Below are 24094 nucleotides of genomic sequence, written 5' to 3'. Positions count from 1 at the left end.
TAGATATAAAAAGCCGCTATTTAAATAGCGGCTAAGATTATATTGTTCTAACTGTTTAAGCCCTGCTTTAAGCCCTGTTTTAAGCGCTCATTGGCTATAAAAATAAATGACTGTAAGCAATAAATGACTAGAAACGATAGTTCATTAATAAGCCAAAGAATTGCAAGTCAATGTCGTAATCGCCTTGTAGCGTACTCTCCAATGGTGAACCTTCTAACAAGGTATATTCAATACTCGATTGACCTGCATATAAATACTCGTAATACATCTGTAAACGCCATTGCGAGTTCAGCTCATAACTTGCGCCCATACCCAACTTCCAGATTTCACCAGTTGGTACATCAGGGTACTGATAAGTTGGATCGTCTTGAGGTGATGTCTCATAATAAACACCACTTTCTAAACGCCACTTACTGTTAAGCTGATAATGCACGCCAACACTGGCTGAAACGGTATCTTTCCAATCGCGAGCAATGCCGCCGCTTGCATTGGTTAGTGTCACAGGGGTTTCAGCAACTTTACTAAAATCAGTCCAGCCTACGCTCCACATCATTGCAGTGTCTGCAGTCACTTGATGATGACCACTTAATAATGCCATCGCAGGCATGACCACATTAATTGATGAGTCGTTACTGGCACTTAAAGCGGTTATCTCGCCATCTAATTCATGATCGATTTCCGAGCGATATGTAAAACCGATTTGGTTATTCGCATCGATTTTATAAAAACTACTCAAGGTATAACCAAAATCTAGACTGTCACCAGTGACTTCAATTTTCGGAATAATACCGTCGGTGCTCCCAGCCAAACTCTGCTCCAACACCCCCAATTCAGACACTAACCCAACGCCAAATGACAGCTGTTCATTCACTTTATATGACACACTTGGGTTAAGTTGCACAGTCAGCAACTGCGCATCTTGTAGTAATAAAGCGCCTGCATAATCAGGGCCGTAGTCAATCAACGAACCGCCACTTGAAGCCAAGGCGACACCAGCAGTCCATTTGTCATTAATAGGTTGAATATAATAAAAAGAACCTACAGGCATGCTAGTGCCAGCGGCAGTTTGATCATCGCCACCAGCAAAAACACCCGTTGATCCGCTATCGGTATAATCAATACTCGATACCATGCCTTGAATATTAAATGCCATCACTGGCGTATCAAACTCAGACATAGCTGCGGGGTTAGCAAAAGCTGTTTCAGCGCCTTCTGCAATTGCTTGTGCTCCTGCTCCAGCTGTGCTGTTACTCATCATTCCTAATTCTGGGAACATATAAGCACCAGCATTAGCGTTGGTTGCGACTAACATTGATAGCGCAATAATCGAAATAGTATGTTGTTTCATGGTTATTCCAAATGAGTCATCTTTGATGGATGAGTAGGCTAGGTTTCAGTTAATGCCAGTGAAGACCTAGCCAGCACAATTACATGGCGTTGAGATAAGATTTATAAGAATGAAGTCTGACTGTGGCTGCGCCAATTACGTCAATAAAACCAAAGAAAGCATGTGGCTTTTTCGCTGCAATCCACGCCGAGCCTGTCGCCCCAATTGGAATAATTTTCCCTTCAGGTTCAAAGATTTCTAAAATCACAGTACGACCATGAGAACTGGTATTTGCCCCAACATGTTGACGTACACTTTGCGGTCCCTGAAGTGGCGAGATAGATGACTCACCAGTACCCGCGGTAAAGCTGTGTACTTTGGCGCGGAACACTTCGCCTGGGTATGCATCAACATAAAACTCAGCAAATTGGCCTTTTTCAACATATCTAAAGGTTTGGTCTGGTATGCGCATCTCTAAAAATTTACGAGAAGTATCATATAAATGCATATTACCCATACGACTGCCATCGGCGACATTGACCACTGCAACTTGACCATCAAAAGGGGCGCGAACCGTCTTTCTGTCTTGTTCAAATTCAACACGTTTATAATCAGCGTGCAGCGATACTAAATTTGAGCGGGCAATACGTAATTGCGATTGGTAACTCTCAATATCACGTTCTTTAAAGATTTCAGGAGAAATCTCCGCACGCTTAATATCACGTAGCATCTGGGCGATAGACTCTTCTTGAGTCACGATTGATGCATTGATATTTTCCATGTCAGCATTTGAGCTAGTATCGACTAAGGTGTAAATCACCTCGCCTTTTTCGACGTACTGGTTATGTTCTACATGGATCTCATCTATCTGTTCGCGAAGTACTGTTGAAAGTACTGAATGCGGGGCTTTAATGGTCGATGAGTAGGTTAAATCCACAGGTGCCCATAAGCGCGATAACACACCTAACAACACCAGAATTAATACCCCACCAGAAACTATCCAAAATGCACTTTTCAGTGTCCACTTAATTGCACCGGTAGAGATTAAAATCCACATTAATAAAATGTACGGGATCATCACTTCTTTCATGACTTCACCTCAACTTTTGTTTCAGACTGATTAATAGCCAATACTTGATTGTCAGCATTATCGACAACATCTTGTAGCTCCTTTTCGAAGCGGCTATTACGAAGAATATTAGTGAGTGACTTTCCTAATTGTTCCCAATTAGCAAAAGCGATAATGATGGCAAGTACCCACCAAGCTTTATGGACAAACAAGCCACAAAGAGACAAGGCAAACACTAATTGAATATGCGAGCTCTTCTTCTCTTCGGCTTTATGTACCGCGACTTCATGAAGGTCCCACAATAGGTAAGCGACAAATAGGGCTAGCGCAATGGTGACTGAAAACAGATAACCACTGAAATACTCAGAGTTAAATATCATCATCATGGCGTCATTAGGGGTGTTACTGAATTGGGTTAAATCGATATCTTTAGAGTTGATTGTGCCCATTGGGGCAAGTAGATAAGCGCCGGCAATCATAACTGCCATAAAGCTCATAAACTTCAGTAATACTTTACATATAATAAATATTACTCGGAAAATACTTTTTAAAACGTTCATATCCTTTCCTCTTTAACATTCACCATGGTGCAAACATGTTGAAAAGTGAGGTCAATAACGACTCGCGCTAGCTGGGTGCAAGTGTTAATAACGTCGCGAAGATCAGTGAACTTCCATGTGACGACATTGAGAAATGCCTTCTGATTTCATTGGCTCATGTAATGACTAAGCTAGTTGCTTTGGTATTACTCAGGTGCGTGTAGATGATTAACCTGTTGCTCGTCATGATGTTGATTATGCTCATGATGACTATGACTATTACCATGATGCTGATGGCTATCGTGGCTATCATGATTAGCTAACTCTCCAGCAAAAATCTGATTAATATCAATGTGCTTTAACGGTTGGTTATCAGCCTGTTTAATCGCAATCATAAAGCCATTTTCGTCATGAATATGCGGGACAGACATATCAACATCGCCACCACATGCACTCACAGTCAATGGCATTGCAGATACACTGATGACGAACAAAAATGACGTAGTCAATAAACTGCTTTTCATCATCTAGCTCCTTACTTGTGATTCAACTTAAGTATGCTTTGATAAGCGTTAAGGTTTGAGTATGCCAACCTATCTGCTGGCATACTCTGCTTAATCAACCTTTACGAGGACTAACGAAGAGTGATTTTTGGTGATTCTGCTGGCTTATCAAATAAACCGAAGAACTCAGGTACCGCAGTCGCATCGCCGCTCACTTGGATATATCCTTGTTGAACCGCATTAACGAAATCGACTTTACCGACCAGTAGTCCTAAGAACACAGTTTTAGTTAACTTAACTGTAGCCTTTGGCTCACCTTCATAGTCTTTATGGAACTGGGCCACACTGCGACGCACTTCAAGAGCATGGGTTTCATTGGTATCGCCGAATTCAAATGCAACCGTAAAGTGTTTGTCTTGGCTACGCTCAGCGTTCAAGCTGAAACGTAATGCATTGACTAACTGCGATGGCTCAAATTCAGCCATTAAGTCAGGTGCTTGAAGATTAATCTTCTTCGAGTAATCAATTGTGCCATCCAACTCTTGCGCTGAGGTTAAGTACCAGTTGCGCCAGTTATTGTTGGTTTCTCTGTAACCTAACTCTCTTAGCGCCATCGCTTTTAGCTCACGAGGCTCCATATCGTTCAAATCGATTCGAATGGCGTGGGTTGCTAATTCTGCACACCATTGGAAGTCACCGTTATCACAAGCATCAACCGCAAAATCCATCATCTTGTCTTTGCCGCCAACCATCGCAACATAACGCTGAGATGCTTCAACTGAGTAAGTTGGGTTAAGTGTTGTTGGGTCACCATCAAACCAACCCATTTCACCAACAAAGATTTGCTTTGCTGCGTGGCGAATAGATCCGTAGAAGTCACCTAACCAAGGATGGTTAACCAAGTGCTCAGGTAAGGTGATTTGACGGATTAAATCTTCCTGTGTCGCCCCATTGTTAATGGCTTTAATAGATTGGTCATAGGTAAATTGAATCGCGTCACGATAAGACGTTAAAGTGTCATCTACATGGGCAGCACCATTAACTGGGCGGCCGTGAGATAACATCATAGTGTTCGCTTTGTATTCACGTAGCAAATCAATACCTGGGAACCACACACTTGGGTCGCGATACTGGGTGCCACGAATAGTGTGTAAGTTCGGGAAACTCTCACCTTGGATGACTTCTGAACCAAACAGCATGTCAAATTCAGGGAAGTAAGCGGTGATTTCATCAGAAGCTTCTGAAGGTACATGTTTAAATTCTACTTTTACTCCTTCAATTTCCATTTCTAACTTTCCAAACATTCCTTCAACTAAGGTATTTGGCTTAATTAAGCTGTGCTCACGGATTTCAAAGTCAGGGCCTAAGCCGCCATTAATACGGCCGCCTTCTTCAACATTAAGTAACGTGCCTAATGAATAATCAACGCGGAAACCAAGTGCTGGGCCTGTGCCGCCCATAGAGCCTTTCACTACGTTTTTCATAAAGGTATCGTGGGCAATAATTTTAGCGTTTTCTACACCTTCAATACCGCGAACACCAGCGTAGTGATCTGGATGCCAGTGAGAATACATCACAGCTGCAACAGGCTTTTCGTTGCCAGTCACTTTACGAAAATCAGCCATTACAGCTTGCATTTTGTCCACTGACTCAACAGGGTCAAAAATCAATAACCCCTTGTCACCATCAACAATCATCGGCGACGTTAAGCCATAACCATAGACTTGATAAAATTTGTCTTTATAGACAAATAAGCCTTTGTCCATTTTCTTTGAGTGAGCAGTTAACTGTGGGTGAACCTTGTCAGATTCAGCGTCAAAGGCGTCATTACCGCCAGTTGGAATGAAAGTCATATCTTGGGTATCACCGTGCCAAAAATGAGTGGCACCTGAGTTTTCTCCCAAGTAATAATCATGAGAAAGCGTTGGAATATCGACACTCACACCATCAAACCTATGTTGATGTGCATCAGCTGCAAGTGTTGTGCTTGAAAAAGAAGTAGCTAAAAGAACAGATAACGTAATGACAGATCGTTTCATATAAACCTCGTTTCATAATTATCAATATTTGATGGAGGTATCGTATATAAATACTGCAGAAGTTAGCTGATATATGATATAAGTTAACTTATATCAAGAGCGATAATGACACTTAAGTTAAGAAATGAAGCATTCAGATTACAGTCTTATTCCGACCTTTGTAGCCATAGTCGAAGAGAAAAGTTACACCAAAGCAGCCAAGCGTTTAGGCATTAGCCAATCGGCTGTCAGCCAAGGTGTGACAAGGCTTAAAGACGTTTTTAAAGACCCGCTTTTTATTCGTAGCAGCCATGGAGTTGAACCCACTCAGTTTGCTTTTGATATCTATCCAACATTGGCAAGCGCAGTGGAAAATATCGCCTATACCATGCCCGAATTTAAAAAGTTTGATCCGCTAAAATGTGACAAACAATTTGTTATTTCGTCATTAAGTGTATTCGGTTATACCCTGCTCCCTGAGCTTGCAGCCTTAATGAGCCATGAAGCGCCATTAGCCAGTGTCAAAGTCGAACCGCTATTTAACCATGACCTCACCAATATCCTGCGTTCACAACAATGCGACTTAGTCATTGAGGCGCACTCGAATCAACACAGTGATTTACGCTCTAAAGTCATTATGAAAGACAACCTGTGTGTGATGTGTCGTAAGGAGCATCCAAGGTTCAAAGATAATAAAATCACCATTGAATCCTTCCTCGCAGAAAAACATGTGATTCATTCTCAATTAGATCAACAAGACGGTTATTTGATGGGACGTGGATTAAAAGATGAAAGCACTTTAGGGAAACGACAAATCGCATGGCAAGCTAGCAGTATTATTGAAATGCTTCCAGTGATTGAGCAATGTGATTACATCTCCATTTTACCGCAGCGATTAGTCGATAAATACGTTGATGTATTCAACCTCAAACAGCTCGACGCCAGTTTTTTACAAGATCCAGTGGAAGTCGCCATGTACTGGCATTCATCAAGAACCAATGACCCAAGCCATAAATGGCTACGTAACCAACTTGAAAAAGCGACCCAAAAATATAGTAGAGTTTAAGTTGAATGATATCGGATAACGCTATTTTATTTGGCGCTCCTCATCGCAACAATCGTTAGTAACGAGGTGTCAGCAATCAAGCCCATAAAGAGGTATTACAATACTTAGCAGATAATCAAGACACCTGTGGGTCGACACTTATCGAAATATCATGGGACATGTTAACTCAGCACTTAACCTTGATGAAAAAGCAACCAAACCTCATTAAATACCATCAATAGCTTGATGATTCTCACATAATCCAAAGTAATTGATATCGATATTATTTATCTTAATAAGGGGCATTGAGTTTTGTTCTATGATTAGTCTAAGCTAAAACAGAAATTAAAGGATATTCAAGGAAGATTATGCTGCTATGGAATGACCAAAAACTGATTAACTTAATCAAGTATGCCCCTGCGCTAACGGTATGCTTTTTTATGATAGTGATCAATGCGGTCATCATTCATGACAACCAACAAAAAGAAAATGAAAGCATCCTATCCCTTCGAGAAGACGTTATTTCTCGTCAGAAAAAAGAGATTAATCAACAAGTAAATCAAGTCATCAATGTCATTCAATTCAAAAACAACCTGGTGTTATCACAACTAAAACAACAGTCCAAATCACGGGTCGATGAAGCCCACTCAATCGCGCAAAGTATATTCGTTAATAATCCTGACAAGCCGAAATCAGACGTCATAAAAATGATTATCAATGCGTTAAGGCCGATACGCTTTAATGATGGCAGAGGGTATTTTTTCATTTTTGACATGCAGGGCAATAATATCCTACATGGATTAAAGCCCCATCTGGAAGGCACCTCAGTATGGGATGCCCAAGATTTACGCGGCACTTTCATCCTGCAAGAGCACATCAATAAAATAAAACGCCAACAAGGTGAAGCCTTTTATCATTGGTGGTACCAAAAACCAGGGTACCCAGCCACACAAGAATTCGAAAAAGTCGGCTTTGGTAAACAATTTACCCCATTTAATTGGTTTATCGGGACTGGAGAGTATATCGCCGATGTTGAAAATGATGAGAAGGCAACCTTACTGAATTGGATTTCTGAATACGACTACGGTAATCATCAACGCCTGTTTGTCATTGACAAACAAGGTCACTCACTCGCTAACCCTATCACGCATAACGAGCATGCTTTTATTGAGCGCCATGAAGATACAACGCAACAAATGGTGAAACAGCTACTTTCCCAAGTAACCACTGAAGGTAACTTGGTGGAGTTTGATTTATCGAGCCAAACAGAGTTTGCATTAACCCCTGTAGAAATCACTTATGCCAAACTGTTTGAACCATGGGGCTGGATTGTTGGCTCTCATTTCAATTCCCATGACTTTGAAGCTTACCTTATGAGCAAGCAAGAAGCCTTGCTGCTCAATAACCACGAGAAATTAATGAAGGTACTGACATTAAGTATCATCTCCACTTTTCTCATGGTGGGAGGCTGTTTATTTGCAAGTAACCTTATTGCGAATCGATTCAAGAAGTTTAAACACCGTATCGAAAAGGATTTTACTAAGTTAGCCAACTCAAAAGCCACCATGAAACATATGGCAATGCATGATGCATTAACTGGGCTTCCTAATCGAATGTGTTTATTAGACAAGATTAACCAAGATCTTAAATCTGCTAAAAAACACCATAAAAAGCTCGCGCTGGTGCTGATTGATATTGATAACTTCAAAAAGGTTAATGATATTTATGGCCAATCATCAGGAGATGAATTACTTAAAAAATTAAGCCAAGCCCTAGCGCAATCAATTGAACCTATCGATACCTTGGCACGCTTTGGTGGCGATGAGTTTGCATTTTGCTTTCCTAACTTAGATAACAACCAACAAGTGCATCAAAAAATTGCGCTAATACAAACGATCTTAAATAAAGCCTATACGGTAAATAACACTGAACATATGATTAAGTGCAGTATCGGTATTAGTATGTATCCCTCAGACAGCCAAGATCCTGAAGGCTTAATCCGAAAAGCTGACATCGTACTTTATAAATCTAAAACCAATTTAAACGGCTCAGTCACATTCTTTAATGCAGAAGTTGATGCTCAGGTCAGTTATGAGTATCAGCTTGAAGAGCAACTAAGGGAGGCATTAGACAACAATGAAATTAGCGTTTTGTATCAACCTCAAATCAATACCCGCAATGTGAAAATACAAAGCGTTGAAGCGCTTGCTCGTTGGAATAACCCAAAGCTTGGTTCAATTTCACCCGACGTGTTTATTAACCTTGCAGAACGAACCGGACTGATTATTGATATTGGTTTATTTATCTTTCGTAAAGCCTGTGAAGATATCTTAGCAACATCGCCCAATGGGCATGGTGCAATCAATGTCTCAATCAATATCTCACCTAAGCAATTAGTGGATATCAACTTCGTAGAATCAGTGACCCAAATCGTCAGTGAAGTGGGTATTGATATTCATCGTATTACCTTAGAAATTACTGAAAACTTAGTGCTTCAAGATTTAAAAATGACCGCCATAATTTTAAATGAATTAAAGGCACTAAAATTTGGTATTTCCCTTGATGACTTTGGCACTGGCTACTCTTCATTAAGTTATTTAAACGAGCTACCGATTACTGAAATCAAAATTGATCGATGCTTTATTAATAATATTAATAGCAGTAAGCAAAGTAATGCACTCGTAAAAGCAATTTTTGCCATAAGTGAAGCTTACAACATCAGTGTTGTCGCTGAAGGCGTTGAAGAAAAAAGGCAGTTCTTAACGTTAAAATCATACCGATGTGACCTCATTCAAGGGTATTACTTCGATAAGCCGCTGACAGTAGAGCAACTACAACAAAAGTACTTTACCCCTGAGTTTGCATCACATGGTTAGTCCATTCGGGTAATAAGCGTGTGTTCGTCATCCACAAAAGCAACAAAGCCGCCGTGATAGATACCCCCCGACCACGCCCTTCAACTATGCAGGCAAACTGTGGGTTCAAATCTTCTTCGTTATCCTGACTTTTCTGCAGATTTCACCGCTAACCCTAAGAGGTACAGTGTAAATTGAGACAAGGAGGCAATCATTAGTAATACGCTAAGTCTAGTTATTATTCGAGTACCACTATCATTCAATTTTAGGCCTGTTTTAACATCTCTAAAGCTTTCCTCTATCTGCATTCTGGTCGCATAAATTTGAACAACACGCTTAGCGCTAGCCTTCGACTGATAAAGAGATGTTGCCAATAACCAAGGCTCTTTTTCTCGCTCAGCATTGGCTCGAGAACGCTTGCTACTTCTAGCTTTATCGCCAACAGCATTTTTATCTTTTCGTCCTCTTACTGCTCGCTTAAAAAGCACCAACCGAGATTGAAATGGCGAGTTCTCACCTAATAGAAATTCCCCAAGCCATTTGGCTCTAGAGCTTGCTTGAACATACAGTTTCTTAACTGGGTACCAATGCTGCTCTGAGAGTTTTTTGCAGTGTGTTCTATTCCTAATGCGCCCAACGTAATCCCATTTAAGCGATAGTATCTGCCTAAACCAAGGTATGCGAAAGCCTGCATTGGTGACGATGATAGGCTTGCAATCACTGAGCAGCATCGTCTTTAATTTTGTCAGAAATAGTAGGTGAGTCTTTGGCTTCTCTTTCTTATTAATAGGATGTATTTCTTCGTATAGCGTAAGTGAGCGTCCTTGAGCAGCAAGGGATGCACGGATGAGGAAATTCTGTTTACGATCATCCAAATCAGACCAATCAATATGAATAATTGGCTGTTTAATATTCCCCACTAGCAGATAGGCCATACGGCTATAGATAAACTCAATATCACGATGTAAATGAGTGTTACTACAAAGCCTGTCTACACGCTTAATCTTGTGCTTTTCCATGGCTTTACTATCAATGTCTCGACCAAGACCAGTAACAGAAATAGAGCCCCCATTCATCGAACTTTCGATGGCAGTAAATAGGCTCAGTCGACGAGTTTTGTGCATCATTGGGGTGACAAGTGATAGGCATTTTGATAAAACTTGCTTTGCATTCATGGCATTTGCTCGTGGTAATTTTTGTTTGGCGATAAATTTGATCACCAAATGCCATGAATGTTCCAACCTAATTTAAATATCTTATTGTTTCTGTATGTTATTTCGTGGGGATTCGTCAGGGTCAGAGTAAACTTAATTATTCGTTAGCAATGCTTTTAATATCCCTCTTCTACCTCACCCACTACTCGCTTATGAGTGAGCTGTGGGTGCAATTTCAAAGTAGCGAAAGTGTGCCAACAAACTTGAAGCCTACCCTTTAAGCGAGCAATCAATTGGGTCGTTTAGATAACTTAATATACATAAACAAAGATAAAAAGATGACCAAACCACCTGCCAGTTTTTGAATTTCTATCGCTTCACCAAGCACCATTACACTCAGCAAGAGTGTCCATATCGGCTCTAGGATCATGATAAGTGCCGCTGTTTCCATGTTCACTGAGTATTGTCCTAATGTTTGCAGCAAATAACGCATCGATGTGGCAAAGACTGTCGATATAACAAACCACGCCAGTAAGGTGCTGTTTAGCTCAAAAGCGGCGGGTTGTGTAAAGAGCACGTAAATACCGCCCACGAGACCAACGGTAAAGAGCTGTAAACAAATGGAATCTAATGGTTTTATACGACTACTGATTTTTTTGTTTAATACAAAATGCACCGATAAAAGTGCTGATGCAAATAAAAAGTACCACTGAGATTCATCCACTTGCCAACCATTGGTCAAGGTCATCAACATCATCCCCACTACGCTGAGTGGCAGTGCGTACCAAAAGGCTTTGTTGGGCTTAATCTTAAACAATAGCCATGCTGTCATCGGTGCGATGATCATCGCTAGGCTCATGATAAATGCCCCCTCCGATAAACTTGCAGTCACAGATACCGCATGTACCCATACCAGCAGAGCTAACCCCAAAAAGACGCCGACACAGCAAGCAAGTAAGATTTGCTTCGCTCTAAGTCGCCACAGGCTTTTATAACAAAATGGCAGCAGCACTAGACTTGCCAGCAAAAAACGACTGGCAATAAAACTTTCACCGGGCATTTCAGTGACCACAATTTTCGAGGCAATCCAGCCAAATGCTGCCAACAAGGTGGCGATAAATAAAAACAATGCTCCGCGCATAAAAAGACTCTTAATGGCTGGGCTGTTGATCTTTCAAGGTTGTTTTGTCGCGAGTTTTGGATGCATCTTTGTGAATAAAAGGTGCCTAGATGACTAGGCATCAAGGCATCAATCCATCCATCTCAATTAAAACACTTTTATTTCGAACAAAACTTAACCAGCAAAGTTCAACAGGCCCTAGTGACAAATAATAAACTGAGGTTGTTATAAACGATAAAGGCTCAACTGACGAACAATGAATCAATAAACTGTGAAATCAACAATTATATCGAGTTTGTGTTAATTCATTTGTCAGTAATTGTGTGGCGTATTAAACATAAAAAAGCAACCTTGCATCTGCAAGGTTGCTATTTATTAGGCTATGTTAGCCTAAATACGGCTGGGTTAACTAACCAGTATTTTTCATGATGGGCTGTATTCAGGGTAATCTGTTAGGCCTTTTTCATCGCCGCCAAATAAGGTAGCAGGGTCGTGTGCCGCTAACGGATAGCCATGCTTAATTCTATTCGGTAAATCTGGGTTTGATACAAACGGACGACCAAAGCCAATCATATCAGCTAAGCCATCATCAATGGCGTCTCCACCCTTTTCAGCATCATACTTACCCGCATAAATTAATACCCCTTTATAAGCTTCACGAACCGCGATTCTAAATTCGATTGGCGTTTCAGGCGCGTCATCCCAGTCAACTTCGGCAATATGCAGATATACAATTTTGTGAGTCTCTAATAATGCAGCTGCTGCGGTGTAAGTCTCGACTGGTGTTGCATCAACGGTGCCATTAAGCGAGGTAAACGGCGCTAAACGCACGCCCACTTTATCAGCCCCGATAGCATCAACCATGGCTGCAACCACTTCACTTAAAAAGCGCAGGCGGTTTTCAATCGAGCCACCATATTCATCAGTGCGGTTGTTGGCTTCTGAATCGATAAATTGATTAATCAAATAACCATTAGCAGCATGCAGTTCAATACCATCAAAACCTGCTTCAATCGCATTCAGCGCCGCTTGACGGTACTCAGCAATAACAGCTTCAATATCAGCTTTGGTCATTGCACGCGGCTCAACCACATCAACAAAGCCTGGTGCGTTAGTGCCATCATCAATAAATACTTTCACATTTTCAGCTTTCAGCGCTGACGATGAAATCGGTTGCTGACCACCAATATTTTCAGGATGCGTCACACGGCCTACATGCCATAACTGAGCGAATATCACTCCGCCTTTAGCATGTACTGCGTCAGTGGTTTTCTTCCAACCAGCAATTTGCTCGGCTGAGTAAATCCCCGGCGTCCACGCATAACCTTGGCCCATTGCTGAAATTTGCGTGCCTTCGGCGACGATCAATCCTGCTTGCGCACGTTGAGCATAGTACTGCGCCATCATGTCATTGGCGACATTGCCTGGCTGTGATGCACGTGAACGTGTCATTGGTGGCATGACGATACGATTATTTAGGGCATGTTCACCTAACTGTATCGTTTGAAATAGTGAGTCTTTCATGGGAATTCCTTAAAATCGAAAACGGCAAAAATAATCTGAAAGCAAATATGATGATGTTAATCTAATTGGATTAATTCAATCTGATATTTGTCAGGATCTGTAATAAAGGCGATATGAGTTTCGCCGCCTTTAACTGGGCCTGGCTCACGAGTGACATTACCGCCCAATGTTTTAATCTTGTCGCAAGCGGCATAAATATCATCAACACCTAAGGCTAAATGACCAAAAGCATTACCCATTTCATATTCATTGGTGTCCCAATTATGGGTTAACTCGATTGTGGTGCCACCTTGCTCATAACCGACAAACACTAAGGTGTAGCGATAGTCTTTATTCTCGTGACGCTCAAGTACCTTCATACCCAACACATTCGTGTAAAATTCGATAGAGGCATCAAGATCAGCGACGCGTAACATTGTGTGTAAAAATTTCATAACTTGCCTTACAAAGTTGGCCTCAAACAAAAGTCATTAAGCTTGTTGCTTGAGTGTGCCTCAATGGGAATAACATCATTTTACGCCTATCAAATATAAAAATATAATTAGCATTTATTCTTATAATCATAATTTTTTGTTATCAACTGAGGAATTGAATAGCAGGAAAAATCACGTAAATTGTGCCTGCGATATCAATGGATCCCATGGGATCATTTCACTACACTGTAGCTAAGGTTTAGATCGGAGTGTTTTATGTTTTTAACGTTTGATGTGTTTGGCAAAACCATGGCAGTACTGCGTAAAAACCAAGAATGGCAATTATTTTTAGATTCAGGAACGGGATTGCGATCTAGGATTTACGATGTGGTTATCCCCGCCGATTTAGCAGAATCTGAACTGGATAAGTATTTAGCGGATATCTTTCATGAGAATGCCAAAGGTAATCAGCTAACTGTCAGCCGTATTAAATAATTCTTTATCTTGGTTTGCTACAACAGATTAATCATTAATCTATCTTGATTTCGCCTGTGCCCTCTTCATTGCTCAGATAACAAACTATGCCACAAACCCTTACCAGTGCTAGGTTTCAGCCATTTAATTAGGATGGTCGGTCACCTGATTTTTTAATGCGCTAGCGTTGTTGGATTACTGTTCGCTATTGAGCTAATTACGTTTAATTATTTGTCAGCTCGACATTTATGTAGGGTTTTTAACCACTCGATAAATTGACTTATTTGAACTGGCCACTGAATATTACACGCAAAAAAAAGCGAACCATTGGGTTCGCTTTTTTACTTAAATACGCGCTCATATCGCCCAAGGGCAAGCTTGAATAAATCAGCTATGCATAGGCATGCAAATAAGCCAATTGGACAGGGTTTCTAAGGGCTTTCGGTCTGATATTTTGCACTTCAGCAACCACTTTATCTACTGGCCAGCCTTGAGCTAATAAAATCAATCCAATGACCAAACCTGTTCGGCCAGTTCCGCCTTTGCAGTGCACAGCGATTTTGCCTTTATTGCCAATCAGCGCCAAAATTTGCGATCGATATGTTGCCCATGCAGCTTCAAAATCATCACTCGGTGCCGCATCATCAAGGATCGGAAGTTGCGCCCAAACGATATTATTATCGCTGCACACAGTCGGTAAAGATTCAGCGTTATTAACAGCCATTTCTTTATCGAACATCAGTGTCAGTAACATATCTGTGCCGGCTTGCTTTAATGTGGCAACAGAGTCAGTCAACGACGCCTCTTTGGTGCCAGGGCAAGGTGTAAAAATCAGCTGAGCACCGTTATCCAAAGTTAATGCATCAAACGGATGTGTCGACATTATCATCTCCTAATTTTAGCGAATTATTTTCAGTGATTGGCGACATTGATGTAAGAGCGTTTGCCAAAATACAAGGGGTTATATTAAGTAGATTATGTCACTTGATACATTCATTTGTACAAGTAATTTAAACTTTTTACGAAACGAGTCTTGAGTCCCAATAGGGTTTGATGATATTCCAAATAAGCTCCTGATGCTGCCGGATAGGCGCTTCTCCAAAACTTGCACTAGGTCCAAACTCAAATTGTGGGCTAGTGAATGATTTTTGCAGTTGCTCACATATGTAAATATCTTCTCGCATAAAGTCTGCCGATCCTAAAGGATGGTTTTGATCGAAACTTGCGTATTTCGGTTTCACTTTTTTGTCCCAAAAAGCCGCTGAACTTAGACTTTGTTTAAGGTAATCAAGTGTGCCACAGTCCTTCATTTTAGTTCGAACAATAACTCTGCTCTTGGATGGCAAAATGGGAATAATGTGAAAAACAGACCAAGAGGACTCCAGCTCAGCTAAACCAATTCCAGGAAATAACATCGGCACCCACACACCAATATTGTTCAGTCCAGATTGATAAACCAATGGTGAGGCAGCATTTTGTTGCAGGTTGCGTTGATAATCATCAGTCAGTGGCTCCCAGAATTTAAAATGTTTACCCACAAAACCAAACTGAGCTTGTTTATGGTTATACATGTTAAGTGTGCCAGCATGGAGCTGAGCAAGGTGGTAATGGTCGATGTAGTTCTCAACAATCACCTTCCAGTTAGCATTTATGTCTTCAATAACCACACTGTCTTTAAATTCTACTAACGATTCAACCTCGTGGGGGCCTAATTGATTTTCTATTGCTCCAAACCAATCTTGTAAAGAAGTGGAATTGGGATCTGGGTGTACCCAAATCATGCCTCGCCAAATCCCAACATTGGCAGGTTTCAGGTTCAAACAATCTTTTTCAATACCAGCAAATTCATTTCTGGATTTTGGTAATGACACAAGCTCACCTGATAACTGATATGTCCAGTCATGATAGGGGCAGGTTAACTTTTTCAAGCCACTTCCTTTACCTTCCAATAATTGGGTCCCTCGGTGGCGACACATATTATGGTAAGCAAGCAGGTCTCCATGTTCATTTTTAATAATAACGATGTTACTCAGTCCAGCTTGCACCGTTAGGTAATCACCGGGGATTTTTACGTCCTCAATTAATCCAGCAAATGCCCATGTATTTGAAAATATATGCTTCTGCTCTAACTCAAAAAAGTGAGAGTCAATGTAAGCTTCAATAGGTAAACCATTATTTGAATTCATTTTTTCCTGCCACTACACAAACAGCCAATAAGGATAAATAAAACAACTCGCAGCAACGGCAGTCCATATCAGCATGGTAAACCAATACATGGCTGGTTGAGTGTCTCTTTTATATGACTCCCAGATATACGCCTCCCTCTAACGAGGTCGAATAGCAACCAAAGAATTAACGCAAAGCCTAACCAATAAGACCAAGGTAAAGATAACCACATAACCACACTCCCCCAATACGTTTATTTTCACTTTGATAATTTATAGCTTATATTGAACCAAAGTTAATTGTCAAGGTGACAATTAAAATCAAAATGCTATCATGTTAGCTTTGATGAATAGGGAGAATGGTATGGCAAGGCCGAGCATGGCGACTCAACGTCGAGAAGAAATTCTCGATGCCCTCGAAGCGTGTATATTGGATAAAGGTATTCAAGCAACGTCTTTAGAAAATATCGCCGAAACCGCAAATATGAAGCGTACTATTTTGAGGCACTATATTGGTAATAGAGATGATATTATCTGCGCATTAAGCGAACGTTGGACCTTACGATACACGCAACAATGGCAAGAAGTACTCAATTGGCTTCCCAAAACAAATAGAGCCCAAGCCCTTGTAGATAGCCTATTTAGCACGAGAACTAAGGAAATGGTCAATAACACCGTCATAGGTGAAGCGATATTTTCAGAGGCTAAAAGGTTAGAGGCCATTAAAGCGCATCAGCAACAAGTCATGCATGAGTTTATACAGCATTTAATTACCGAGTTTACGGCTCAATACCCAGAAGTCAGCCAAGAAAAAATTGAATTAATTGCATATGGTATTTATTCAAACTATTTAATGAGCGAATCCTTGTTACCTCTTGGTATGTTTGAAGAAATGTACAAGTTAAAGCAATCATCTGTTCTACTGTGTGAGCAACTTGTTTTAAAATAGTTAATTTTCACGTTGACAATAAATATCCAAAAACGTAAATTGCACTGACTATTTTTTGTATTGGTGTCATTTATGAATTTGTTCAACTCGATATTAACCTCAGTATTGATAGTGATATTAGTCTGGGGCGCTGCTCTATTTCAAAGCCCTGATGCCAATGCGCTCATACAAGCATCTCCACAGCCCAATAAATCGATAACGTCAAACACTATCGAGCCTACATCAGTTGATTCAAACTCAACCCCTGCAATCAAGGTTAATCAGCAAATTAACATCGCGGGGATTAGACAAAACATTGCCATAGCTGATATCCACCAGCTTTGGCAAACATTCAATGAGCAAGCAGAGTTACATGCCTCATTAGTTGTGCAGCCCACTAAAGTGTTTGTCTTATATTCAGCAATGACAAATAGCTTTGAGCGAGCTGATGTCACCATTGGCTATGATGTAAAAGAACTAAAACAACATCCCAACACATATAGTATTGATACAAAAAATGGCGACATTATTTTGCCAGAACACGCTTACACCGCTGCGCAATTGGCAACAGCCTGGGAGAAAATTGACTATAGTAAAACGGTCAACTTTGTCCTTGAAACTCACTTTTTAGATATTTCCGGCAATGCAACATCGACAACGATGCTTGTTTCATATCAATAGGGAGCAATGATGGATTATTTATCACAACTGTTTACGCCTAATGATGTGTGGGGATTAGAGGTCTGGATTGATAATTGGTTTTTTGTCCTCGCCATTGGGTTATTTATTATTGAACTGCTTCGATATGGAATAAAGAAGCAGTTCACTAAAAACCTGTTAGGGGACAGCGTAGCCAATTTTGTCACGCTAGGACTATTTGGGTTAATTATTACGATTGTTGCTGCGAGTTATGCTGGCGTATTTCTTTTTTCTTATGAACACTTTAGCCTAGTACAACTTCCTATAACGGGATGGACAATACTGTGTTGTATTTTACTTGCCGACCTTGCCTATTACTGGGAACATCGCTTTTTACACATGAATGGCTTTGGTTGGGCAACTCATACTGTGCATCATAGCTCTCCCCATTTTAATATTTCGGTGGCATACCGACACGGACCAATGGATTGGTTTTTTCCGTTGTTCTTCTACTTACCATTAGTCTTTTTAGGCTTTCACCCCTTTGTGATTTTTTTAGCAGAAATCATTGTGCAAGTATTCCAAACTCTACTGCACACTGAAACAGTGAAAAAACTTCCACGCCCGATAGAAGCCATATTTAATACGCCTTCTCATCATCGAGTGCATCATGCGACCAATAAACAATATCTCGATAAAAACTATGCGGGCATGTTCATTATTTGGGACAAAATGTTTGGTACTTTTGCGGAAGAAAAAGAACCAGTGAAATATGGTGTTTACCCAAGAATAAACACAGTAAACCCCATTAAGGTGTTCTTTTCTGGTTACGTCACGCTTATCAAGCGGCTATGGCATGCCCCTAGCTGGCGTTACCGCATTCACTTACTGATAAAGTCCCCAACGTGGGCTTGGCAGCAGGAACAAATAAATAAAAAGTAGCCTGCTTAGACTGAGTGTCTTTAGTTAAGGGGTTTAGTGTCTTGTTTAAGCCGCAGTTAGCAATCGGGTTATCCTCAAGCTTCCGCATTCGTTTCGTTTGATTGGCAAATGAAGACACAAAAAACGAACCTCGTCGTTCGCTTTTTTTGTTTTTGTATCGATATCAACCTCATTGACGCAGACCAGCTTCATATCGACTCATAAGCAACAGCTGACACATAGCAACGAGAAAACTAGCGATTAATCTCATTTGCCTTACAACTTGAGCCGCTCTCCAAATACATCACCAAACCTTTAACTGACTGTTTTTAGAGATTAAAGACTTGCCAATGTAAATTACTGCAAAGAATAACAGGATATTGGCCAAATATTGATCTAGATTTATAAAACGTCAAAACAGCCGTATACAATAATTCCGCTTTGAAATATTTCTTGCTGTGTTTACCCCACGCTAAAAGGTAAAACACAAGTACGGCTTCAAAGTCAGCTTTAACTGTAGGCTCAGCCATCTGTTAACTAGCCGAGCCTGTATAACCGTTTCATCTCTCTGTCTTTTTAATGGTAACAACGATTTAAGTACGTTCAATCAAGAAGTCACCCAATTTAGTGGGAGTTCTTGATTATGTTTATCACATCACTCAGCAAGGAAATAGCGTAATGGATAGCTCAAAGTCAACCGGAAAATGCCCTGTCATGCATGGGGGCAACACCAATCAACAAAGCCAAGATCAGCTATGGTGGCCCAAGTCGCTTAACCTCGATATTTTGCATCAACACGATACTAAAACCGATCCTATGCCCAACAGTTTTAGTTATGCTGATGCGTTTAATGCATTAGATTTAGATGCAGTTAAGCAAGATTTAATTGAGCTAATGACCAGCTCACAATCCTGGTGGCCTGCCGACTGGGGACATTATGGTGGCTTGATGATCCGCATGGCGTGGCACTCAGCTGGGACATACCGTATTGCCGATGGGCGCGGTGGTGCAAGCCGCGGTAACCAGCGCTTTGCTCCTTTAAACAGCTGGCCTGATAACGGCAATTTAGATAAAGCCCGCCGCCTACTTTGGCCAATTAAAAGAAGTATGGCGACAGTTTATCTTGGGCAGATTTAATGATTCTTGCTGGTAACATGGCTTACGAGTCAATGGGCCTTAAGATGTACGGTTTTGCTGGCGGACGGGAAGATATCTGGAGTCCAGAGAAAGATATTTTCTGGGGCGCTGAAAAAGAATGGCTCGCCACCAGTGATAACGAAAATAGCCGTTATTCTGGCGAGCGAGATTTAGATAATCCATTAGCAGCGGTCATGATGGGGCTGATTTACGTTAACCCAGAAGGGGTCGACGGTAAGCCAGATCCAATTAAAACCGCCCATGATGTTCGCATCACTTTTGCGCGTATGGCCATGAATGATGAAGAAACCGTCGCTTTAGCGGCTGGCGGCCACACTGTGGGTAAATGTCACGGTAATGGCGATGCAGCGCAATTAGGCCCTGAGCCAGAAGCGGCTGAAATCGAAGATCAAGGTTTTGGTTGGCTCAATAAACAACACCGTGGGATCGGCAGTGACACTGTCACCAGTGGTATTGAAGGCGCTTGGACAACAAATCCTACTCAGTGGGATAACGGATACTTTCACCTGTTATTAAACTACGATTGGTGGACAACCAAGAGCCCAGCTGGTGCATGGCAATGGGAACCAGTCAATATCAAACCTGAAGATATGCCAGTTGATGTTGAAGACCCAACTAAGCGCCATAACCCGATCATGACCGATGCCGACATGGCATTAAAATTTGATCCTGAATATCGAAAAATTGCCGAGCGCTTTTATAACGATCCCGACTACTTTGCCAAAGTGTTCACCCGAGCTTGGTTTAAACTTACCCACAGAGATCTTGGCCCTAAAGCTCGCTACTTAGGTAATGATGTGCCAAATGAAGAGCTAATTTGGCAAGACCCAATCCCTAGTAATCCTCATACTCTCAGTGAAACTGAAATTAATGAGCTTAAAGCGGCTATTTTACAAAGCGAGTTAACGGTGGCTGAACTCATTACTACCGCATGGGATAGCGCCAGAACCTATCGTGGTTCTGATAGACGTGGTGGTGCAAATGGCGCTCGTATTCAACTTGCGCCGCAAAACCAATGGCAAGGCAATGAACCTGAACGGCTTAATAAAGTTCTCGCGGCATTAGCAGCGATTAAAGCACAAAAGAATTCATCCATTTCGATGGCTGATTTAATTGTGTTAGCCGGTAGCTGCGCTGTTGAACACGCAGCCGCTCAAACAGGCATTAATGTGTCAGTGCCATTTAGCCAAGGTCGAGGTGATGCAACCGCTGAAATGACAGATGCTGAGTCATTCGATGTTCTTGAGCCCATTCATGATGGCTTTAGAAACTGGTTAAAGTCTGACTATGTTGTGACCGCTGAAGAGCTATTGTTAGAGCGCAGTCAACTCATGGGGCTTACAGCAGCAGAAATGACGGTATTAATTGGTGGCATGCGAGTATTAGGCACCAACTATGGCGGTGAAACTCATGGCGTGTTCACTGATGATGTCGGTAAGTTAACTAACGACTTTTTCGTTAATCTCACTGACATGAACTACGCTTGGAAGCCTGTTGCTAACAACCTCTATCATATTGTTGAACGAGAAAGTGGGGTTCAGAAATGGACTGCGACACGTGTTGACTTAGTCTTTGGTTCTAATTCCATCTTACGTGCTTATTGTGAGCATTATGCGCAAGATGATAATAAAGCCAAGTTCGTGAATGACTTTGTTGCCGCATGGGTCAAAGTGATGAATGCCGATAGGTTTGATTTATAATTTATTGGATTAAGCTACCCGCGCGAGCCCCTTATGCTCGCGCGGGTTCTATTTTACCAAGGTAGTATTCTCGCAAGGATAATTTACCTCACAGACTCTATCTATTACTGGCTCTATTCATTAACTGACTCTAGTCATTAGTGACAGTTTCCACCTCTGAAATGATTATTCGATATTACTCTCTTATTCGAAACACTTTTAACGCTTACCCGTTTAACCACCACTCCATACGTCTCAACATAACTCTCTTGGCAGTTGACTAACCCTGTCCCTTAACTGCCTTCGTAATCAATTGACTAAACCTAACTCTATTTTAAAGCTTTACCAATACACCCATTAAAAGTAACTTAACAGCAAATTAATCTTTATAATGAAGCATATAAACCTAGCAGTTAAAGGAGTAACGACATGAAATGCCCAAGAACGGCGTCTGAACTAACACCTATCAAAGTCGGCGGTATAATGGTCGAGTTTTCCAAAGCCTCTGGTGGTGTCTTTTTTGACAATTATGAGCTGATACATTTTGACGAAGAACATGAAAAGCGCGGTTCGGTGCTGGTAGAGCATTTATCTCAATTTACCCCATCTGCAATAGATTATAGCCAAAGAATTAATTGCCCGAAATGTCCCGATATCGTCATGCGCCGATATTTTTACAGTCCGAAAAATCAAGTAGAAGTGGATGAATGTCCTGGCTGTGGGGGGATTTGGTTTGACTATAATGAACTCGCAAAAATTAGGGAGCTCTTCCCTAATCAACAGGATCGAGACAAAGCTGGCAAAGATTTTGTACTTGCTATGCTAGAGACTAATATTCAGAAAAGCCATGATATGAAAATACAACAAAAAGACGCATTAGCTCAAAAATTACAACGATTATTTATGAGCGTTTTTTAAAAAATATTCGTGATATCGACGAATTTCTATAAACTTAAAAAGCGAACCATGAGGTTCGCTTTTTTATGTAAGCCAGTGACAAAATAAAATCATAATCAACAACTTAATTTAGCCAGCACTGTTAGTGTCTCACATTGATATGATATCAGTTTTATGGTTTTTCAATTAAGTCATAAGGCGTGCCGAGCGGATTGTTGTATAACGCTTTAAGCACTGCTTTGGCTCCATCCCCCAAGCTGCGCCATGACCATAATCTTCAAAATGATCGGCAAGGCCGATCAAGTGCCCTAACTCATGATCAATAATGCTATTACTGACATTATTCAGGTTATTACACGTGCCCGATACTACGCCTAAATTGACCCACACAAAGCCTTCATTACTCAAATACCCCTCTGAGTCTATGACTTGTGATGGAATGTAGTTTGTTTTAGGTGCATAGCTCACCGAACCTTTAGAATCACCACAGTTTTTGTAAACCACATTGGACCCAACAGACATAATAATGCCACCTGCAACATGTGGATTCTCTTTAATCAGTTGTTTATAAGAGGTAGCAACACCATCTGCACTCAACTTACTGTCATTCGTCATATAGCTGCCGTTATATAAATCATCTCGGCTAACAGCGAATTCATCCTCTACATGAATATCGACATACAGTATTTCACGTTGAAAAATCCGCTGACCAATTGTGCTTTCAATACGTTTTGCAGAATCAATTAATCGGCTTTCCCAGTCACTGCTGTAGGAATAGGCTTTATTAATAATCAGTGGGATCAAATCTTGTTCAGGATTTGTGGCTTCATTGAAGGTTTTAAAACGCACGGTTTTATTATCTAAATCAAGCGCCTGATAGTTTTCTACCCAATCCTCATCGTACCCTACTCGGCCATCAAATGATGTCTCTGCACACACTTGCACAGCAAGGCTTCCATTAAAGCAATAGCCTAACCGAGGACTAATACTTGGCAAGTCGTAGTCCATATACGCACGACCTTCAAAGGCGGTGTTTTGATCGTATAATGCGCCATTTGATGCGGTTAGACTTTTTTGAATGTAGCTATTATTGATATCAACATCGTCACAACCCAGTAAAAACACTACTGAAGCAGCTAACATCGTTACTTTTATCTTTGTCATTATCATGTCACTCTGAAAGAAATATTTTGAGTTTATTGTTATTTCTCATCATGTTAATCAACCTGAAAGATAAACAAGCCTAAAACCGCCAAAAACATTCTTATTCAACAACTTAGTTACAAAAATAAAGAAAAAATATCAACATAACCATCAAATAACACCCACCAGCAAACCTTACTCAAACAATTGTATATTTGTGCAACCACTATGGTTGAACAACAAGGTTACAACTTCAAAGTACACACGAACATTACCGCAACGCGATGTAAATCATGATAAATAGTACTTTGGGAATAAGTAGTGCTTTGACGATAAACAGTGCTTTGACGATAAACAGTGCTTTGATGGTGCTAGTTAAGAGTGAGTAAGTCTTCACCGTAAAGCTATCTCTCATGTTAGCGCAGCCTTAAAGCTGACTAGAGGTTAGCCAATGTTAGTGCAAGGGAGTGAACTGAGCTGAACTGAACTGAAATCAAATCAAATCAAATCAAATCAAATGAAT

Annotated in this window: 18 protein-coding genes and 3 pseudogenes; 8 read left to right on the top strand and 13 right to left on the bottom strand. The window is 40.9% G+C overall.

All coding sequences use genetic code 11. The annotated features are described in order from the left end of the window. Positions 1-127: 127 nt before the first annotated feature. The 5 genes from ACGEDC_RS12980 to ACGEDC_RS12960 form a co-directional block, all read right to left on the bottom strand. Complete coding sequence (locus ACGEDC_RS12980) at positions 128-1348, bottom strand: OmpP1/FadL family transporter (RefSeq protein WP_394493693.1); 1221 nt, start codon at positions 1346-1348, stop codon at positions 128-130. Positions 1349-1427: 79 nt separating this feature from the next. Beyond that, positions 1428-2417, bottom strand: a complete 990-nt coding sequence (locus ACGEDC_RS12975; protein ID WP_394493691.1) for an efflux RND transporter periplasmic adaptor subunit — start codon at positions 2415-2417, stop codon at positions 1428-1430. Beyond that, entirely contained in the window at positions 2414-2956 is a 543-nt protein-coding gene (locus ACGEDC_RS12970; protein WP_394493689.1) for a magnesium transporter, read from the bottom strand. The genes ACGEDC_RS12975 and ACGEDC_RS12970 overlap by 4 nt, the downstream gene beginning before the upstream one ends. Positions 2957-3141: 185 nt before the next feature. Then, positions 3142-3462 (bottom strand): hypothetical protein, encoded by a 321-nt coding sequence (locus ACGEDC_RS12965; protein ID WP_394493687.1) that lies wholly within the window; start codon positions 3460-3462, stop codon positions 3142-3144. Positions 3463-3569: 107 nt separating this feature from the next. Next, positions 3570-5477 carry an alkyl/aryl-sulfatase gene (locus tag ACGEDC_RS12960; RefSeq protein ID WP_394493685.1) on the bottom strand — a complete coding sequence of 636 codons (1908 nt, stop codon included), beginning with the start codon at positions 5475-5477 and terminating at the stop codon, positions 3570-3572. A gap of 124 nt (positions 5478-5601) precedes the next feature. On the opposite strand from ACGEDC_RS12960, the gene ACGEDC_RS12955 reads away from it, so the two are divergent. After that, the gene (locus ACGEDC_RS12955) at positions 5602-6522 is read left to right on the top strand and encodes a LysR family transcriptional regulator (RefSeq protein ID WP_394493683.1); all 921 of its coding nucleotides are present in this window, start codon (positions 5602-5604) and stop codon (positions 6520-6522) included. Positions 6523-6869: 347 nt separating this feature from the next. Then, positions 6870-9377 (top strand): bifunctional diguanylate cyclase/phosphodiesterase, encoded by a 2508-nt coding sequence (locus tag ACGEDC_RS12950; protein WP_394493681.1) that lies wholly within the window; start codon positions 6870-6872, stop codon positions 9375-9377. On the opposite strand, the pseudogene ACGEDC_RS12945 reads toward ACGEDC_RS12950, so the two are convergent. From ACGEDC_RS12945 to gloA, 5 genes and pseudogenes are all read right to left on the bottom strand, one after another. Continuing rightward, a pseudogene (locus ACGEDC_RS12945) lies at positions 9374-9510 on the bottom strand (cytosolic protein); the annotation flags it as partial. The gene ACGEDC_RS12950 and the pseudogene ACGEDC_RS12945 sit on opposite strands and share 4 nt — an antisense overlap. After that, positions 9506-10531: pseudogene (locus tag ACGEDC_RS12940) on the bottom strand (IS4 family transposase); the annotation flags it as partial. The pseudogenes ACGEDC_RS12945 and ACGEDC_RS12940, both read right to left, overlap by 5 nt. A 268-nt stretch (positions 10532-10799) precedes the next feature. Further along, the gene (locus tag ACGEDC_RS12935; protein WP_394493679.1) at positions 10800-11651 is read right to left on the bottom strand and encodes a DMT family transporter; all 852 of its coding nucleotides are present in this window, start codon (positions 11649-11651) and stop codon (positions 10800-10802) included. Between the two features lie 402 nt (positions 11652-12053). Then, positions 12054-13154 (bottom strand): alkene reductase, encoded by a 1101-nt coding sequence (locus ACGEDC_RS12930; protein WP_055024830.1) that lies wholly within the window; start codon positions 13152-13154, stop codon positions 12054-12056. Between the two features lie 56 nt (positions 13155-13210). After that, entirely contained in the window at positions 13211-13588 is a 378-nt protein-coding gene (gene gloA, locus ACGEDC_RS12925) for a lactoylglutathione lyase (RefSeq protein ID WP_080915010.1), read from the bottom strand. Between the two features lie 255 nt (positions 13589-13843). On the opposite strand from gloA, the gene ACGEDC_RS12920 reads away from it, so the two are divergent. Continuing rightward, positions 13844-14062, top strand: a complete 219-nt coding sequence (locus ACGEDC_RS12920; RefSeq protein WP_394493676.1) for a DUF7661 family protein — start codon at positions 13844-13846, stop codon at positions 14060-14062. Between the two features lie 370 nt (positions 14063-14432). Here the strand turns inward: ACGEDC_RS12920 and ACGEDC_RS12915 are convergent, their stop codons facing one another. Next, the gene (locus ACGEDC_RS12915; protein WP_394493674.1) at positions 14433-14924 is read right to left on the bottom strand and encodes a tyrosine-protein phosphatase; all 492 of its coding nucleotides are present in this window, start codon (positions 14922-14924) and stop codon (positions 14433-14435) included. A 136-nt stretch (positions 14925-15060) separates the two neighbouring features. Further along, positions 15061-16227 carry an aromatic ring-hydroxylating oxygenase subunit alpha gene (locus ACGEDC_RS12910; protein WP_394493671.1) on the bottom strand — a complete coding sequence of 389 codons (1167 nt, stop codon included), beginning with the start codon at positions 16225-16227 and terminating at the stop codon, positions 15061-15063. 343 nt (positions 16228-16570) lie between these two features. Between ACGEDC_RS12910 and ACGEDC_RS12905 the strand changes: the two genes are divergently transcribed. From ACGEDC_RS12905 to ACGEDC_RS12885, 5 genes and pseudogenes are all read left to right on the top strand, one after another. After that, positions 16571-17155 (top strand): TetR/AcrR family transcriptional regulator, encoded by a 585-nt coding sequence (locus tag ACGEDC_RS12905; RefSeq protein ID WP_394493669.1) that lies wholly within the window; start codon positions 16571-16573, stop codon positions 17153-17155. 72 nt (positions 17156-17227) lie between these two features. Continuing rightward, the gene (locus tag ACGEDC_RS12900; protein WP_394493667.1) at positions 17228-17815 is read left to right on the top strand and encodes a hypothetical protein; all 588 of its coding nucleotides are present in this window, start codon (positions 17228-17230) and stop codon (positions 17813-17815) included. 9 nt (positions 17816-17824) lie between these two features. Next, on the top strand, positions 17825-18715 hold the full coding sequence (locus tag ACGEDC_RS12895) for a sterol desaturase family protein (RefSeq protein ID WP_394493665.1): 891 nt from the start codon (positions 17825-17827) through the stop codon (positions 18713-18715). Positions 18716-19372: 657 nt separating this feature from the next. Then, positions 19373-21552: pseudogene (gene katG / locus ACGEDC_RS12890) on the top strand (catalase/peroxidase HPI). 408 nt (positions 21553-21960) lie between these two features. Beyond that, positions 21961-22449 (top strand): zf-TFIIB domain-containing protein, encoded by a 489-nt coding sequence (locus ACGEDC_RS12885; RefSeq protein WP_394493663.1) that lies wholly within the window; start codon positions 21961-21963, stop codon positions 22447-22449. 165 nt (positions 22450-22614) lie between these two features. On the opposite strand, the gene ACGEDC_RS12880 is transcribed toward ACGEDC_RS12885, so the two are convergent. Next, a complete protein-coding gene (locus ACGEDC_RS12880) occupies positions 22615-23592 on the bottom strand; it encodes a hypothetical protein (protein WP_394493661.1) in 978 nt (325 codons plus the stop codon). Positions 23593-24094: the final 502 nt, after the last annotated feature.

It is taken from the genome of Shewanella sp. ENK2 (genome assembly GCF_043568515.1).
In the GTDB taxonomy this organism is placed as follows: domain Bacteria; phylum Pseudomonadota; class Gammaproteobacteria; order Enterobacterales; family Shewanellaceae; genus Shewanella; species Shewanella japonica.
The sequence above is the reverse complement of the archived record's forward strand: the minus strand, read 5'-3'. Positions and strand labels throughout refer to the sequence as shown.

Coding starts and splice junctions, on each gene's coding strand:
- ACGEDC_RS12930 (WP_055024830.1), bottom strand. CDS start 13,154: ATGAAAGACTCACTATTTCAAACGATACAGTTAGGTGAACATGCCCTA.
- ACGEDC_RS12975 (WP_394493691.1), bottom strand. CDS start 2,417: ATGAAAGAAGTGATGATCCCGTACATTTTATTAATGTGGATTTTAATC.
- ACGEDC_RS12895 (WP_394493665.1), top strand. CDS start 17,825: ATGGATTATTTATCACAACTGTTTACGCCTAATGATGTGTGGGGATTA.
- ACGEDC_RS12885 (WP_394493663.1), top strand. CDS start 21,961: ATGAAATGCCCAAGAACGGCGTCTGAACTAACACCTATCAAAGTCGGC.
- ACGEDC_RS12980 (WP_394493693.1), bottom strand. CDS start 1,348: ATGAAACAACATACTATTTCGATTATTGCGCTATCAATGTTAGTCGCA.
- ACGEDC_RS12920 (WP_394493676.1), top strand. CDS start 13,844: ATGTTTTTAACGTTTGATGTGTTTGGCAAAACCATGGCAGTACTGCGT.
- ACGEDC_RS12950 (WP_394493681.1), top strand. CDS start 6,870: ATGCTGCTATGGAATGACCAAAAACTGATTAACTTAATCAAGTATGCC.
- ACGEDC_RS12955 (WP_394493683.1), top strand. CDS start 5,602: ATGAAGCATTCAGATTACAGTCTTATTCCGACCTTTGTAGCCATAGTC.
- ACGEDC_RS12965 (WP_394493687.1), bottom strand. CDS start 3,462: ATGATGAAAAGCAGTTTATTGACTACGTCATTTTTGTTCGTCATCAGT.
- ACGEDC_RS12935 (WP_394493679.1), bottom strand. CDS start 11,651: ATGCGCGGAGCATTGTTTTTATTTATCGCCACCTTGTTGGCAGCATTT.
- ACGEDC_RS12905 (WP_394493669.1), top strand. CDS start 16,571: ATGGCAAGGCCGAGCATGGCGACTCAACGTCGAGAAGAAATTCTCGAT.
- ACGEDC_RS12960 (WP_394493685.1), bottom strand. CDS start 5,477: ATGAAACGATCTGTCATTACGTTATCTGTTCTTTTAGCTACTTCTTTT.
- ACGEDC_RS12970 (WP_394493689.1), bottom strand. CDS start 2,956: ATGAACGTTTTAAAAAGTATTTTCCGAGTAATATTTATTATATGTAAA.
- gloA (WP_080915010.1), bottom strand. CDS start 13,588: ATGAAATTTTTACACACAATGTTACGCGTCGCTGATCTTGATGCCTCT.
- ACGEDC_RS12880 (WP_394493661.1), bottom strand. CDS start 23,592: ATGACAAAGATAAAAGTAACGATGTTAGCTGCTTCAGTAGTGTTTTTA.
- ACGEDC_RS12910 (WP_394493671.1), bottom strand. CDS start 16,227: ATGAATTCAAATAATGGTTTACCTATTGAAGCTTACATTGACTCTCAC.
- ACGEDC_RS12915 (WP_394493674.1), bottom strand. CDS start 14,924: ATGTCGACACATCCGTTTGATGCATTAACTTTGGATAACGGTGCTCAG.
- ACGEDC_RS12900 (WP_394493667.1), top strand. CDS start 17,228: ATGAATTTGTTCAACTCGATATTAACCTCAGTATTGATAGTGATATTA.